This is a genomic window from Vibrio sp. Vb1574 (assembly GCF_033338675.1).
This window is the reverse complement of record NZ_JAWOTC010000155.1, coordinates 1-1,580: the sequence shown is the minus strand read 5'-3', so window position 1 is coordinate 1,580 and position 1,580 is coordinate 1. Positions and strand designations below refer to the sequence as shown.

The window sequence follows — 1,580 nt, the reverse complement described above, 5'->3', positions numbered from 1 at the left end:
GTCAAACTGAGCATTTTCAGTCGTTGGTTCGCCTCACTCTTCGAAACGCACACAAAACCACGTTTTTCCAAGTTATCGACCATGCGCTTTGCAACGCTTCGTTCGGTCAAAACGGCATCGGCTAACGCTTGTTGACTCATGGGCTGAAACTCTTCTAACGCTGCCAACGCACTGGCCATCTCTAAGGTCATCTGATTTTGACGACATAACTCTGCCTGTGCTCGGTTGCGATACATCCGTTGCATCACCCCAGAGACAAACATTGGGCTTTGATCCAAAACGGAGATAGGTGAAATTTTTTGCTCTTTCATAGCCGCCTATTTAACTTATGGCTTCATGTTATGCTTTCTGACCTTTTTATGAGGAATTCGAAACGAGATCGCTCTTCCTAGGCTTCATTCAAAATCGGTGACGTATTAAGCCATCGAGTTGAAAGCATAAACAAAGAGCGCTTACGCGCCCTTTTATTATGTTTATTGTTATTAGTATAACTCAGTTAAGCTTACGAAGTCTTACTCCGACTTTTCCGTTGCTGGAGCGAGTTCCTGAGATCGCTCTTTCTGCGCTTCTTTTTGGGCACGGCGATCAAACAAACGCTCTACCACAACAAAGAACACCGGAACAAAGAAGATGCCAAGCAAGGTCGCACTGATCATGCCGCCAAGCACACCAGTACCTACCGCGTTTTGACCAGCAGAGCCCACGCCAGCACTGATTGCCAACGGAACCACACCCAAGCCAAACGCCAAGGACGTCATGATGATTGGACGAAGACGTACACGCACCGCGTGCAGTGTAGCTTCAATCAGACCTGCACCTTTCTCGTAATATTCTTTCGCGAACTCAACGATCAAAATCGCGTTTTTCGTTGCCAAACCCACGGTGGTTAACAAACTCACTTGGAAGAACACGTCGTTGTCCATTCCACGACCAAGTACTGCGAGCACAGCGCCTAATACGCCCAAAGGTACAACCAACACGACCGCAAGCGGTACAGACCAGCTTTCATACAACGCAGCAAGTACTAGGAACACGACCAAAATGGACAACGCATACAACATTGGAGCTTGGTTGCCAGACAAACGCTCTTAATAAGAGATGCCGTTCCAGTTCACCGTAAAGCCTTCTGGTAACTGCTCAACCATCGCTTCAATCTCAGCCATTGCTTCACCCGTACTGACACCTGGAGCAGCGCCACCTTGAATGTTCATTGCGGCCAGGCCATTAAAGCGTTGAAGCTGCGGTGAACCATACGTCCATTCACCACTTGCAAACGCCGAGAACGGCACCATTTCACCTTGCGCATTACGTACATACCACGAGTTAAAATCTTCTGGCTGCATACGGAACTCTGCATCACTTTGCACCATCACTTTTTTAACGCGACCACGGTCAATGTAGTCGTTGATGTACGCACCACCCCAAGCGGCGGATAGGATTTGGTTCACGTCGTTGATGCTGACATCCAGCGCGCGCAATTTAACGTGATCTACATGCACTTGGTACATTGGCGCATCAGATTGGCCATTCGGACGAACACCAACTAGTTTTGGATTCTGCGCTGCCATTCCCAGTAATTG

At 48.4% G+C, this 1,580-nt stretch carries 1 protein-coding gene and 1 pseudogene; both read right to left on the bottom strand.

Annotated elements, in window-relative coordinates; genetic code table 11:
• Positions 1-311 (bottom strand): MarR family winged helix-turn-helix transcriptional regulator (locus R7O12_RS24365; RefSeq protein ID WP_318126608.1); only part of this gene is annotated, 311 nt, incomplete at its 3' end.
• A gap of 201 nt (positions 312-512) precedes the next feature.
• Positions 513-1,580, bottom strand: a pseudogene (gene vmeB / locus R7O12_RS24360) (multidrug efflux RND transporter permease subunit VmeB); the annotation flags it as partial.